Here is a 13,384-nt window from a genome sequence, read left to right as displayed (position 1 = left end):
GCGGACATTCATTCCGCATAGAAATTTAGTAGATGGCCATATGCCCGCCATCATTCAGTTAGATGAAAACGCAATTTCGGATGCACGGGAGATAGCGCTCAAAGTCCCTGCAAGCGGGCAAAAAGATTGATCAGCTCTGACTGGCGTTCGGTTTCGGTCTTGCGGAACAACGCACGCAGCTGGCTGCGAATGGTGTTGATCGAAACCCGCAGGCGCAGGGCACAGGCCTCGGGCGTCAGACCCTGGGCGAGGAGTTCGGCCAGGCGCCGTTCCGCCGGAGTGAGCTGGAACAGCTCGGCCAGTAGTTGGCTTTGCGGCTGGTTCTCCAGCAGGGCCAGGAGCACCAGCGGCCCCTGTTGCCTGGCGGTCATGGCCGCCGCTTCCGACACCGGGGTCACCAGAAGCTGGCTAGGCGGCTCGTCGACCAAGGGCAGCCAGCCGGCGCGGCGCTTGCCGTCGTGGCCGGCAGCCTGGCGGATCAGGGCTTGCAGCCGGCCATCCAGCGCCTTGCCATGCAGCCGCCCCTGACGGCCCTGCAAGGCGAATTGCGGCTGGAGCAGGCGTTGCTCGGCCTGGCGGTTGCAGTAGAGCACGCGCCCCTCGGTATTCAGCAGCCAGACCGGCGCGGGGTGGCGATCCAGCAGCAGGTCGCGCCTGGCCACGTCCAGCTCCAGCGCTTGCAGGCGGTTGGACATTCTGGCCGCCCGCAACAGGTGCGGGCTGAAGCGGGTCAGCAGGTCGCGCTGCGGCATCTCTGGCGAGCGTGCTCCCACCGCTGTCAGCAATGAAAGGTAGACGCCGGAATCCGCCTGCTCATGCAGCTTGATGCAGGAGATGTTGTTCATGCCGAAGGGAATGTGGAATTCCTGGTAATAGGGATCGCGCTGGATGCGCCCCGGGCCGAGGTCTTCCAGGTCGTGGTACCAGCTGCCCACGGGGCGTGGCACCAGCACCTCCTTGGCCGGGTCGTACTGGTGGTAGTGGCTGTTGTAGGCCGCCACGCTCGCCGGGTCGCAGAGGTGCACCGAGGTGACCTGTGGACGCCGTTCGCGCTGGTCGAGGAAGAGCAGGGCGCCCATCTGGTGGCCGGTGCTGGCGGCGAGGCGTTCCAGCAGCGGCCGCCAGGCGCCTTCGTCCAGCACGCACTCGTAGCAGAGGTTGACCAGGTCGTCGTAGAGCTCGTCCATTTGCGGCATGCGCGGCGTCCTTGCGAGATTGATGGCGCGTTGCCTTCATATCGCACGGGCTGGGCGCGTTGGAAATTGCCGCTGGTCGGCCGGTCGCGTGCCGGGCTGGCAGCCTGGCTGAACGCCCTGTCAAGAAAACCTTACGCTGGCGAGGCGCCTGGCAGGCGGTGTCGCCGGCCAGTGGTGGCTGTAAGGATTCCTTTCCGGATTGACCGCCCGGCGCTCCGCAAGAGCCGGTTCCGCGACTTGTTCGTCCGGCGCTGCCAGAGTGAGATGGCGCAAACAAAAAATCGGCCCAATGCCATGAATACCGAACTCACACTCTACGGCTACTGGCGCTCCAGCGCTGCATACCGGGTCCGCATCGCCCTCAACCTCAAGGGGCTGGCCTATCGCCAGGAGCTGGTCCACCTGGTCAAGGACGGCGGCCAGCAGCACCTGCCGGCCTATCGCGAACTCAACCCCCAGGGCCTGCTGCCGCTCCTGGTGGACGCCGGCCATGCCGGCGGTGAAGTGCGTATCGCCCAGTCCCTGGCCATCCTCGAATACCTCGAGGAAGTATTCCCCGTGCCGGCTCTGCTGCCTGCCGACCCGGCCTTGCGGGCCCAGGTCCGGGCCCTGGCCATGCATATCGCCTGCGATGTGCACCCGCTGAACAACCTGCGGGTGCTGCAGTACCTCAAGGCCGAACTGGGCGTGGCCGACGAAGCCAAGGACGCCTGGTACCGCCACTGGGTATCCCTGGGCCTCACGGCTGTGGAAAAGGGCCTGGAGTCCTTTGGCGACAAGCTCTCCCTGGGCAGCCGGCCCGGCTACCTGGAGGCCTGCCTGATTCCCCAGCTCTATAACGCGCGACGCTTCGACTGTGACCTGTCGGGCTATCCGCGCATCCTCGATATCGCTGCGCGTTGTGAAGCCCTCGAGGCGTTCAGGAATGCCGCTCCGGAGGTGCAGCCAGACGCGCAGTAACCAAAGGTCTACCCGCCTTGCGAACTTCCGCCGGACCACAAGCCCGGCGGGTGAAATCCCGTCACGACAACAACAAAAGGTGACGCAATGAGTGACATGCAACACTCGGGCGAGCTTCAACGCGGCCTGAAGAATCGCCATATCCAGTTGATCGCCCTCGGCGGCGCCATCGGTACCGGACTCTTCCTCGGCTCGGCCGGGGTGCTCAAGTCCGCCGGCCCCTCGATGATCCTCGGCTACGCCATCTGCGGCTTCATCGCCTTCCTGATCATGCGCCAGCTCGGCGAGATGATCGTCGAAGAACCGGTAGCCGGCTCCTTCAGCCATTTCGCCCACAAGTACTGGGGCGGTTTCGCCGGCTTCCTCTCCGGCTGGAACTGCTGGGTGCTCTACACCCTGGTCGGCATGTCCGAGCTGACGGCCGTGGGCAAGTACATCCACTTCTGGTGGCCCGAAGTACCGACCTGGGCCACCGCCGCGGTGTTCTTCCTGGTGGTCAACGCCATCAACCTGGCCAACGTGAAGCTGTTCGGCGAAGCCGAGTTCTGGTTCGCCATGATCAAGGTGGTCGCCATCGTCGGCATGATCGTCCTCGGCTGCTGGATGCTGTTCAGCGGTTCCGGTGGCGAGCAGGCTGCGGTCAGCAACCTCTGGGCCCATGGTGGCTTCTTCCCCAACGGCGTCAGCGGACTGGTGATGGCCATGGCCTTCATCATGTTCTCCTTCGGTGGCCTGGAGATGCTCGGCTTCACCGCTGCGGAGGCAGACAAGCCGAAGCAGGTGATTCCCAAGGCGATCAACCAGGTCATCTACCGCATCCTGATCTTCTATGTCGGCGCCCTGGTGGTGCTGCTCTCGCTGAGCCCCTGGGACGCGCTGCTGGCCTCCATCAACAGCGCCGGCGATCCCTACAGCGGCAGCCCCTTCGTGAAGATCTTCGCGCTGATCGGCAGCGACACCGCCGCCCACCTGCTGAACTTCGTGGTGCTCACCGCCGCGCTGTCGGTCTACAACAGCGGCACCTACTGCAACGGCCGCATGCTGCTGGGCCTCGCCGAGCAGGGCGACGCCCCGCGTTCCCTGGCCAAGGTGGACAAGCGCGGCGTGCCGGTGCGTTCGCTGCTGGTGTCGGCCGTGGTGACCTTCCTCGCCGTGATCGTCAACTACGTGGTTCCGCATAACGCGCTGGAGCTGCTGATGTCCCTGGTGGTGGCCGCCCTGGTGATCAACTGGGCGATGATCAGCTACTCCCACCTGAAGTTCCGCCAGCGCATGGAGAAGGACGGCGTGCGTACCGGCTTCCGCGCCTTCTGGTTCCCCATGGGCAACTACCTGTGCCTGGGCTTCGTGGTCTTCATCCTCGGCATCATGCTGATGATCCCGGGCATCCAGGTCTCGGTGTACGCCATCCCGGTCTGGCTGCTGGTGATGTGGGGCTGCTACCGCCTGAAGCTGTCCAGCGCGGCCAAGGCGCGCCAGGCCTACGTCGCGGGCTGATTCGTGCCTCCCGCCAAGGCCCGGCCATGTGCCGGGCCTTGGCGTTTGTGGTCACCCCGGGTGCCTGCTCGCCTGGAAAAGGATTACGTTATATTTCGATGAATTGCGGCGATTTTCGGATAAATCCGAGAATCGTGGTGGCTTCATTGAGTTGTAGTGCAGGGTTTTCTCTGTATGGTTGGGCGTTCGTCTCTAGGACTCGTACAGGAGAACGGAAATGAAACTGGCCCTGCATTTCGATGGTTCGGTTGCGATCAACATCCTGCGCCAGGCGATCCTGGCCGCCGGGGAGAACACCACCATCCACTATTCCGCCGCCCACGACCTGGACGCCAGCCACATGCTCTCGGTGCTGAGCGCAGCCGGCAGCGAGAAGAACCTGGTCCTCGGTTTCGACGGCGCCCGCCTGGATCCCCGCAGCCTGCGGCAGGCGGTGAGTTTCGCCGGTGACCGCACCACCCTCGATATCAGTGCCGCTCAGGCGGTGAACCCCGCGGCCCTGGTGACCGCCATCACCTCCGCTGGCGATGGCAAGTCCATGCGGGCCGTCTTCAGCGGCGCCCGGGTCAACGAGGAGATCCTGCGCTCCGCCCTGGATGCCGCCGGCCGCCAGGTGGACATCGGCCTCGGTGCTTCCCAGTCCCTTGCACTGGAAACCCTGCTGGCCACCCTCCGGGCCGCCGGCGACCAGCGCAAGCTCGCCGTGGAACTGGGCGGTGCGCAGCCGGCGGCCAACCTGCTTCAGGCCCTGGAGGCGGCCGGCGCCCATACCGGCATCGCCATCAACACCGCCCACGCCCTGGACCGGGACGAGCTCCAGGCACTGATGCTGGGGGCCGGGAACGGCAAGCACCTCAGCCTGTCCTTCAATGGCGGCCAGATGGATGAAGCCAGCCTGCCGCAGATAGTGGCGGCCGCCGGCACCAATACGCTGGTGCGGCTGAACACCGCCGAGGCCCTTGGCGCCGGCCACCTGCTTTCGGCCATCGAGGCCACCGGCAATACCCGTCAGCTCAGCGTCGAGTACAACGGCGCGCAGACCCCTGCCGCTGGCCTGGTGCAGGCAATCGAGGCGGCCGGCATCAGCACCTCCGTCAGCGTCAGCAGCGCCCAGGGCGTCGCAGTCGAGGGGCTGGTCTCGGCCCTGGGAGCGGCGGGGAAGACCAAGAAGCTGGACCTGCAGTTCAACGCGGGGCAACTGCCGGCGGCCGAGCTGCAGCGGTTGGTGGAAGCTGCCGGCAATCGCTGCGGCCTGTCCATCAACGGCGCCCAGGCGCTGCCTTTGCCGAACCTGCTGGAGGTACTGAAGGCGGCGGCCTGACCCGGCTCCCTGCCAGCTATCATCGGGCCGCCCATGGGCGGCCCGATGATTTTCGGAGTCCGGATCCGAAAGCGCACCACCAGCGGCAGCATGGCGGCCAGCGCCGCTTCAACCCTGCTAGTACTGCAACTGGCCCGCCCAACTGGCCAGCGGCACCATCTGCTCCTGGTGCCAGACGCGCTGCCAGAGCGCCTTCAGGTGGGCCAGGTCGCCGCGCTCGGTTGGCCAGCGGCGCGTCTCCCGGAGGAGATGCCAGCGACCGTCCCGCCGTTCGGCGAGGACGAAGCGGAAGGGGTGGAAGCCGGTGATGCCCAGGCGCAGGTCGGTCACCACCAGGGCCTGGCCGATCTGGTCGTAGCGCAGGATGCCGTGGGTGAACCAGGCCAGGCGCATGTGTTGCGGTGAATCCCGCAGGCGCCGTGCCAGCTCTGTGCCGCGCGGGATGCGCTCGAGCTGCGGCGGCTCGCGGTCGAACCAGCTCACCAGGGCTTCGTGATAGTCCTCGCCGTCCAGCACCACCACCCGCCAGAGCAGGGTGTTGAAGGGTGTCGGCGTGCTGAACAGCGCCTGCGGGTGGATGCCCTGGCGGTCCAGCACCTCGGCCACCCGATGCTCGGCCATGAACTTGCCGCCCAGGCTGGACGCCAGGTAGAGGCTGGACAGTGCCAGCGCGATGATCGCCAGGCGTGGCGGGCGGTCGCGCAGGCCGAACAGCAGTCCGCCCAGGACGGCGACCAGCAGCGGCAAGGTATAGAGCGGGTCGATGATGAAGATGCTCGACCAGGCGATGGGCCGGGACTCCAGGGGCCAGAGGAACTGCGTGCCGTAGCCGGTGAAACAGTCCAGCAGAGGATGGGTGACCAGCACCAGCCAGAGGCTGAGGAACAGCCACCGCGTGGAGTAGCCAGGGTGTGGGCGCCAGCGCCGCACTAACCCGGTGAGCAGAGCGGCCAGGGCGCTGAGAGCGAAGATCGAATGACTGAAGCCGCGGTGGTAAGTCATGGACGCTACCGCATCCGTGTAGCGGATCACCACGTCCAGGTCCGGCAGGGTGCCGAGCATGGCGCCGTAGAGCAGGGCCTTGCGCCCCTGCCAGCGGCCGAGCAGCGCGCCCTGGACGGTGGCGCCGAGCAATGCCTGGGTCAGTGAGTCCATTGCCGTTCCTAGAGGTTGAACAGCGAGGCAGGTTAGCTGCGCCGACATCGGCTCGCAGCCGGGAAATTCGGACCAGAGATTTCCGGGGCCTCGGCCCTGCAGCGTCGAGCTTGTCGGTGCGCGCGGCGCACCCTACCAGTCATGTCCGAGTGTAGGGTGCGCAGGCCATCCCGGCGCTTGGCCTGCGAGGGAGGCAAAAAAACGCCCCCGCCATGAAGGGCAGGGGCGCCGCGTGGATTCCTCGTCCGTGAGGATAGGGGAGGTCGCGGGTCAAGCGTTCGGGGCGCTTGCTCCCTGTTCCTTCCAGCCGCCGCCGAGGGCCTTGTAGAGGTTCACCTCGCTGGCCAGCTGGTTGAGGCGGTCGCCGATCAGCTGTTGGCGCGCGCTGAACAGCTGGCGCTGGGCGTCGAGCAGGGTCAGGTAGCTGTCGACGCCGGTGCGGTAACGACGCTCGGCGAGGCGGTAGTACTCCTCGGTGGTGTTCACCAGGGCGCGCTGGGCACCCAGCTGCTGCTGGTAGGTGGTGCGGGCGGCGAGGCCGTCGGCGACTTCCTGGAAGGCGACCTGGATGGACTTCTCGTACTGCGCGACCTGGATGTCCTTCTGCAGCTCGCTGTAGTCGAGGTTCGCCTTGAGGCGGCCGGCGGTGAAGATCGGCAGGCTGATGCTCGGCTGGAACAGCCAGCTGCCGGAGCCCGCGTCGAACAGCCCGGACAACTCGTTGCTCATGCTGCCGGCGTTGGCGGTCAGGCTGACGCTGGGGAAGAAGGCCGCGCGTGCCGCGCCGATGTTGGCGTTGGCGGCCATGAGCAGGTGCTCGGCCTGGAGCACGTCGGGGCGTCGCTGCAGCAGGTCGGACGGCAGGCCGGGCGGCACTTCGGCGAGCAGGTCGGCGTCCAGCGCCAGCCCCTTGGGCAGGTCGCCCGGCAGGCCGGCACCCACCAGCTGGGCCAGGGCGTTGCGGTCCTGGGCTACCAGGCGGCTGTACTGGGCCAGGCTGACCTGGGCGCTTTCCACGGCGGTGCGCGCCTGGCTAAGGGCCAGGGCATCGGCGATGCCGACATCGAAGCTGCGCTGGGTGAGGGCGTAGCTTTCCTGGTAGGTCTTGAGGGTATCCCGGGTCAGCTGCAGCAGAGCCTGGTCGGCCTGCCAGTCGAGGTAGGCGGTGGCCACCGCGGCGACCAGGCTGATCTGGGTGCTGCGGCGCGCCTGTTCGGTGGCGAAGTACTGTTCCAGCGCTTGCTGGTTGAGGCTGCGCAGGCGGCCGAAGAAATCCAGTTCCCAGGAGTTGGTGCCGAGGGTGGCGCTGTAGGTACTGTTGGTGTCGGCCTCGCCGCTCTGGCTCATGATGCCCGGCGTGCGCTGGCGGGTAGCGCCGCCATCGGCGGAGATGCTCGGGAACAGCTCGGAGCGCTGGATGCGGTAGAGCGACTGGTAGGCCTCGACATTCAGCGCGGCGACACGCAGGTCGCGGTTGTTCTCCAGGGCGAGCTGCACCAGCTGGCGCAGCGCCGGGTCCTGGAAGAACTCGCGCCAGTCGAGGTCGGCGGCGGCGCTGGATACCTGCGCCTCGCCCTGGGTGTAGGCCTCGCCCTGGGGCCAGTCAGTCTCTACCGGCGCCGCAGGGCGCTGGTAGTCGGGGATCATGGAGCAGCCACCGAGCAGGGTTGCGGCGATGGCCAGGGACATCAGGGAATGCCTCACTGCAGGGCCTCCTTCTTGATCGCGGCCTTGCTCGCCTTGTCCTTGAGCAGCGAGCAGACCAGCACGTAGAACAGCGGCACCCAGAAGATGGCCAGGACGGTGGCGGTGAGCATGCCGCCGATCACGCCGGTACCGATGGCGTGCTGGCTACCGGAGCCGGCGCCATTGGAGATGGCCAGGGGTACCACGCCGAGGATGAACGCCAGCGAGGTCATGATGATCGGGCGCAGGCGCATGCGGCAGGCTTCCACGGCGGCATCGAACAGGCTCTTGCCCTGCTCGTGGAGCTCCTTGGCGAACTCGACGATGAGGATCGCATTCTTCGCCGAGAGGCCGATGGTGGTGAGCAGGCCGACCTGGAAGAACACGTCGTTGGACAAGCCGCGCATGCTGGTGAAGAGCAGCGCGCCGATTACCCCGAGCGGGACCACCAGCATCACCGAGAAGGGGATCGACCAGCTCTCGTACAGGGCCGCCAGGCAGAGGAACACCACCAGCAGCGACAGCGCGTAGAGGGCTGGCGCCTGGGCGCCGGACAGGCGCTCCTCGTAGGACAGGCCGGTCCAGGAATAGCCGACGCCGGCCGGCAGCTGCTTGGCGATCTCTTCCACCGCGGCCATGGCTTCACCCGAGCTGTGGCCGCGGGCGGCCTCGCCGAGGATTTCCACCGCCGGCACGCCGTTGTAGCGGGCCAGCTTCGGCGCGCCGTAGATCCATTCGCCGCTGGCGAAGGCGCTGAACGGCACCATCTGGCCCTGGTCGTTGCGCACGTACCACTTGTTCAGGTCGTCGGGGTTCATCCGCGCTTCGGGTTCACCCTGCAAATAGACCTTCTTCACCCGGCCACGGTCGATGAAATCGTTGACGTAGCTGGCGCCCCAGGCGATGGACACGGTGTTGTTGATGTCGGCGAGGGACAGGCCATGGGCGCGGGCCTTCTCGTCGTCGATCTGCAGCTGGTACTGGGGTTCGTCGCGCAGGCCGTTGGCGCGCACGCGGGCGAGCACCGGGTTCTTCGCCGCCAGCTCGACGAACTGGTCGCGGGCGGCGTTCAGTGCTTCGTGACCGATGCCGGCGCGATCCTGCAGGAAGAAGTTGAAGCCGGTGGCGTTACCCAGCTCCATCACCGCGGGCGGGGCGAAGGCGAAGACCATCGCGTCGCGGAAGCTGAAGAAGTGCTTCTGCGCGCGCTGGGCCAGGTCGAACACGCTCTGGCCCTCGGCAGTGCGCTCTTCCCAGGGTTTGAGCATGATGAAGGCCATGCCCGAGCTCTGGCCGCGGCCGGCGAAGTTGAAGCCGGTCACGGTGAACACGGATTTCACGGTGTCCTTCTCTTCCTCCAGCAGGTATTCGCGCATCTGGTCCACGACCACCTGGGTGCGTTCGGCGCTGGCGCCGGACGGGGTCTGCACCTGGGCGAAGAGCACGCCCTGGTCTTCCTCGGGGAGGAAGGCGGTGGGGATGCGGGTGAACAGCCAGGCCATGGCGACGATGATCACCAGGTAGAGGGCGAGGTAGGGTGCCTTGCGCTTGAGGATGCTGCGCACGCTGCGTTCGTAGCCGTTCACGCCACGCTCGAAGCTGCGGTTGAACCAGCCGAAGAAGCCGCGCTTCTCATGGTGGCCGCCCTTGGCGATGGGCTTGAGCAGGGTGGCGCAGAGGGCCGGGGTGAAGACCAGCGCCACCAGCACCGAGAGCGACATGGCCGCGACTATGGTGATGGAGAACTGCCGGTAGATCACGCCGGTGGAACCGCCGAAGAAGGCCATCGGCAGGAACACCGCCGAGAGCACCAGGGCGATGCCCACCAACGCGCCCTGGATCTGGCCCATGGACTTGCGGGTGGCTTCCAGGGGCGAGAGGCCTTCCTCGGCCATCACCCGCTCGACGTTCTCCACGACCACGATGGCATCGTCCACCAAGAGGCCGATGGCCAGGACCATGGCGAACATGGTCAGGGTGTTGATGGTGAAGCCGAACATCGCCAGCACGCCGAAGGTACCCAGCAGCACCACGGGCACGGCCAGGGTGGGGATGATGGTGGCGCGGAAGTTCTGCAGGAACAGGAACATCACCAGGAACACCAGGACGATGGCTTCGCCCAGGGTGTGGATAACCCCTTCGATGGAGGCGGAGACCACCGGGGTGGTGTCATAGGGGAAGACCACCTTCATTCCTGCGGGCATGAAGGGTTCCAGTTCGGCGATGGTGGCGCGGATCGCCTTGGCGGTGTCCAGGGCGTTGGCGCCGGTGGCCAGCTTGATCGCCATGCCCGAAGCCGGCTTGCCGTTGAACTGGGCGCTGATGCTGTAGTTCTCGCCGCCCAGCTCGATCTTGGCGACGTCGCGCAGGCGCACCTGGGAGCCGTCGCGATTGACCTTGAGGAGGATCGCGCCGAACTGCTCGGGGGTCTGCAGGCGGGTCTTGCCGATGATGGTGGCGTTCAGCTGGGTACCGGGAGAGGCCGGCAGGCCGCCGAGCTGGCCGGAGGAGATCTGCACGTTCTGCGCCTGGATGGCGGTCTTCACGTCCACCGGGGTCAGCTGGTAATTGTTCAGCCGCGCCGGGTCCAGCCAGATGCGCATGGCGTACTGGGCACCGAACACCTGGAAGTCGCCCACACCCTTGGTCCGCGAGATCGGGTCCTGGATGTTGGAGACGATGTAGTTGGCCAGGTCGTTCTTGTCCATGCTGCCGTCTTCGGAGACGACGCCGATGACCAGCAGGAAGTTCTTCACTGCCTTGGTCACGCGGATGCCCTGCTGCTGCACTTCCTGCGGCAGCAGCGGGGTGGCCAGCTGGAGCTTGTTCTGCACCTGCACCTGGGCGATGTCAGGGTTGGTGCCCTGCTCGAAGGTGGCGGTGATGGTCATGCTGCCGTCGGAGTTGCTCTCCGAGGAGATGTAGCGCAGGCCGTCGATGCCATTGAGCTGTTGCTCGATGACCTGCACCACGGTGTCCTGCACCGTCTGCGCCGAGGCGCCCGGATAGCTGACCTGGATGCCCACCGCGGGCGCGGCGATGCTGGGGTATTGGTTGATCGGTAGTTTGAGGATCGACAGGCCGCCGGCGAGCATGATCACCAGCGCGATCACCCAGGCGAAGATGGGGCGATCGATGAAGAATTTCGACATCTGCTAGGCGCTCCTCAGTGGCTCTTGGCCAGGCCATCGCCCGCAGGCTTCTGGGCGGCCACATTGGTCGCCGGGCCGGCATTCACCTCTACGCCGGGACGGACGAACTGCAGGCCTTCGGTGATCAGGCGGTCGCCGGGTTCCAGGCCCTCGCTGACCAGCCAGCGGTCGCCGACGGTGCGCTCGGCCTTCAGGTGGCGCAGCTCCACCTTGTTCTCGGCGTTCACCACCAGGGCGGTGGCCTGGCCCTTGAGGTCGCGGGTCACGCCTTGCTGCGGCGCGAGGATGGCCTGCTGCTTGACTGCCGAGCCGAGGCGGGCGTGGACGAACATGCCAGGCAACAAGGTGTGTTCCGGGTTGGGGAAGACCGCGCGCAGGGTCACCGAGCCGGTGCCTTCGTCCACCGAGACTTCGGAAAACTCCAGGGTGCCCTCATGGGGATAGGCGCTGCCGTCTTCCAGCGTCAGTGACACCCGGGCGCCGCTGTCGCCGGTCTTCTCCAGTTGGCCTTCGGCCATTTCCCGGCGCAGGCGCAGCAGGTCCTTGGTGGACTGGGTGACGTCGACGTAGATCGGGTCCAACTGCTGGATGGTGGCCATGGCCAGGGCCTGGCCGTTGCTCACCAGGGCGCCTTCGGTGACCGCGGAGCGACCGACGCGGCCGGAGATGGGTGCCAGCACCTTGGTGTAGCGCACGTCGATCTTCGCCTTCTCCAGCGCGGCCTCGGCCTGCAGGCGGGCGGCCTGGGACTCCTCGAAGGCCTGCTTGCTCACCGCCTGGTCACTGACCAGGTCCTTGTAGCGCGCTGCCAGGGACTGGGCCGAAGCCAGGCTGGCCTGGGCGCTCTTGTAGGTGGCGGTGTAGACCGAGGGGTCGATCTGGTAGAGCTGCTGCCCGGCCTTGACCTCACTGCCTTCGGTGAACAGGCGCTTCTGGATGATCCCGTTCACTTGCGGGCGCACTTCGGCAATGCGGTAGGCGCTGGTACGGCCGGGCAGCTCGGTGGTCAGGGTGAAGGCTTGGGGTTGAAGGGTTACGACGCCGACCTTGGGCGTCTGGGCGGGTGGCGGAGCCGAGGCTTCCTGGCAGCCGGTGAGACTTAGCGTGGCCAGTGCGATGGCGGAAACCAAGGCGGCAAAGGCTGGCTTCATGGGCATCTGAAGGGACCTCATTTTCTGGAGTACGGCCCTTGGTGAAGGGCGGGCGCAGGGCAGGTTCTGGATTCTTGCGGAGGTGTGGGAATATACTTACATGCGTGAATGTTTGTAAATCGAATCTTCCTGAGCCGATGTCAAAATTTATTTCGGCGGTATGGGGGTTTTTCCTTTGATAGCAATCAGATAGGTCCCGGCGGCAAATGGCACGACGTACAAAAGAAGAAGCCGAAGAAACCCGCATTCAGATACTCGATGCCACCGAGCGGGTGTTCCACGAGAAAGGGGTTTCCCGCGCTTCCCTGGCGGAAATCGCGGCGGCTGCCGGGGTGAGCCGGGGCGCCATCTACTGGCACTTCGAGAACAAGACCGATCTGTTCCAGGCGATGCTGGAGCGCATCCGCATGCCTATCGAGGAGCTCGCCCGCGCCAGCGAGAGCGAAGACGAGCCCGATCCCCTGGGGCGCATGCACCAGTTGCTGGTGCGGCTGCTCAAGCGCGTGGAGCTGGATCCGCAAAGCCGGCGCATCCACGAGATCCTGCGGTACAAGGTGGAGTACACCGAGGAACTCGGCGATCTGCGGCAGAAGATGCAGGACTTGAGCGCCGACTGCGATCTGCGCATCGCCAAGGCCCTGCGCAACGCCGTGAACCGCGGCCAGTTGCCAGTGGACCTGGATTGCCGCCGCGCCGCCATCAGCTTGCATGCCTATATGGAGGGCCTGCAGACCAATTGGCTGCTGGTACCGGCCGGCTTCTCCCTGGCGGAAGAGGCCGAGGACCTGGTGAACAGCGTGATGGACATGCTGCGCTTCAGCCCGGCCCTGCGGGTCAGGGTAGCCTGAGGGGGAGCGGGCCCGCCGGCCGCTCCCCCCTTCGGGCGGCGGTGGTTCCCTGGCTGCAACACAGTCCACATCCTTTCCTCCCTCCTGGCGCGCTCCTGCGTCATGAATCCGGCGCCAAATTCGTCGAGGCTTCGCGCCAGTGGCGCAACTCCCGGCACCGTCGAAGCGCCAGAGAAGGCCATTCCAGAGCCTTTGCGGCGCCCTTCACCGTGCAAACGCGAGTGACTATCGGCAACGCCGTGATCGCGTTGGTCGCGCTTAATTCGTCAGCCGTCAGCTAGTCGGGGGTTCCCGCTGGCATCCGGCGGCAGCTTTGGCTAAGCCTGTTGTTAGGCTGCCGCGGGGGCTGGTGCCGGATAGCTCTGCGGGTTCCAACTATAAAAAATACGGTCGCCATGACCCAATCCAACCATCTGCC

General features: G+C 66.1%; 9 protein-coding genes. 4 read left to right on the top strand and 5 right to left on the bottom strand.

Features of this window, described 5'->3' with window-relative positions; genetic code table 11:
* Positions 1-98: 98 nt before the first annotated feature.
* Complete coding sequence (locus E8F11_RS29185; RefSeq protein WP_280292401.1) at positions 99-1,196, bottom strand: helix-turn-helix transcriptional regulator; 1,098 nt, start codon at positions 1,194-1,196, stop codon at positions 99-101.
* Positions 1,197-1,490: 294 nt separating this feature from the next.
* Between E8F11_RS29185 and maiA the strand changes: the two genes are divergently transcribed.
* The 3 genes from maiA to E8F11_RS29170 all read left to right on the top strand — a co-directional run bounded on the left by maiA (position 1,491) and on the right by E8F11_RS29170 (position 4,974).
* Positions 1,491-2,156: a maleylacetoacetate isomerase gene (gene maiA, locus E8F11_RS29180; protein WP_280292400.1), complete on the top strand. Its 666-nt coding sequence runs from the start codon at positions 1,491-1,493 to the stop codon at positions 2,154-2,156.
* Positions 2,157-2,243: 87 nt separating this feature from the next.
* Positions 2,244-3,653 carry an amino acid permease gene (locus E8F11_RS29175; protein ID WP_280292399.1) on the top strand — a complete coding sequence of 470 codons (1,410 nt, stop codon included), beginning with the start codon at positions 2,244-2,246 and terminating at the stop codon, positions 3,651-3,653.
* 217 nt (positions 3,654-3,870) lie between these two features.
* A complete protein-coding gene (locus tag E8F11_RS29170; protein ID WP_280292398.1) occupies positions 3,871-4,974 on the top strand; it encodes a hypothetical protein in 1,104 nt (367 codons plus the stop codon).
* Between the two features lie 117 nt (positions 4,975-5,091).
* On the opposite strand, the gene E8F11_RS29165 is transcribed toward E8F11_RS29170, so the two are convergent.
* The 4 genes from E8F11_RS29165 to E8F11_RS29150 form a co-directional block, all read right to left on the bottom strand.
* On the bottom strand, positions 5,092-6,129 hold the full coding sequence (locus E8F11_RS29165; RefSeq protein ID WP_280292397.1) for a metal-dependent hydrolase: 1,038 nt from the start codon (positions 6,127-6,129) through the stop codon (positions 5,092-5,094).
* A gap of 270 nt (positions 6,130-6,399) precedes the next feature.
* A complete protein-coding gene (locus tag E8F11_RS29160) occupies positions 6,400-7,833 on the bottom strand; it encodes an AdeC/AdeK/OprM family multidrug efflux complex outer membrane factor (protein WP_280292396.1) in 1,434 nt (477 codons plus the stop codon).
* On the bottom strand, positions 7,830-10,967 hold the full coding sequence (locus E8F11_RS29155) for an efflux RND transporter permease subunit (protein WP_280292395.1): 3,138 nt from the start codon (positions 10,965-10,967) through the stop codon (positions 7,830-7,832). Before E8F11_RS29155 ends, E8F11_RS29160 begins: the two co-directional genes overlap by 4 nt.
* 14 nt (positions 10,968-10,981) lie before the next feature.
* Positions 10,982-12,124: an efflux RND transporter periplasmic adaptor subunit gene (locus tag E8F11_RS29150; RefSeq protein ID WP_280292394.1), complete on the bottom strand. Its 1,143-nt coding sequence runs from the start codon at positions 12,122-12,124 to the stop codon at positions 10,982-10,984.
* 200 nt (positions 12,125-12,324) lie between these two features.
* On the opposite strand from E8F11_RS29150, the gene E8F11_RS29145 reads away from it, so the two are divergent.
* Complete coding sequence (locus E8F11_RS29145; protein ID WP_280292393.1) at positions 12,325-12,966, top strand: TetR family transcriptional regulator; 642 nt, start codon at positions 12,325-12,327, stop codon at positions 12,964-12,966.
* Positions 12,967-13,384: the final 418 nt, after the last annotated feature.

Origin of the sequence: Pseudomonas sp. BN417, from assembly GCF_029871205.1 — a bacterium.
Classification (GTDB): Bacteria; Pseudomonadota; Gammaproteobacteria; order Pseudomonadales; family Pseudomonadaceae; genus Metapseudomonas.
The sequence above is the reverse complement of the archived record's forward strand: the minus strand, read 5'-3'. Positions and strand labels throughout refer to the sequence as shown.